This is a genomic window from Arsenicibacter sp. R0_47 (assembly GCF_057652235.1).
The window spans coordinates 1-239 of sequence record NZ_JBYFCJ010000138.1 but is presented as its reverse complement, the minus strand read 5'-3'; the positions used below and the strand labels follow the sequence as shown (position 1 = coordinate 239).

Here is a 239-nt window from a genome sequence, read left to right as displayed (position 1 = left end):
AACACTTTCCGGCGGGCATCATTCTCAGAAAAGGACTGTTCTGGCTGGCATCCCGCCCCGAAGAAGCGCTAAATTACAGTCAGGCAGGCGGGAGCCTTCGGGCCGAGCAGGCCGGTGTGAGGTGGGCGTCGATGCCGTTTCAGCAGCGGTTACGTTACGGCGCGAACCTCGACCACCGCGAACAGATTGAAGCCCGCTGGGACAAGCGTTTCGGCGACAGGCAGAACGAACTGGTCATT

At 60.3% G+C, this 239-nt stretch carries 1 protein-coding gene; it reads left to right on the top strand.

The window, feature by feature from the left end; translation table 11 throughout:
- Positions 1–239, top strand: a 239-nt coding sequence (locus AC23NW_RS36355) for a CobW C-terminal domain-containing protein (RefSeq protein WP_487455615.1), incomplete at both ends; no start/stop codon positions are given.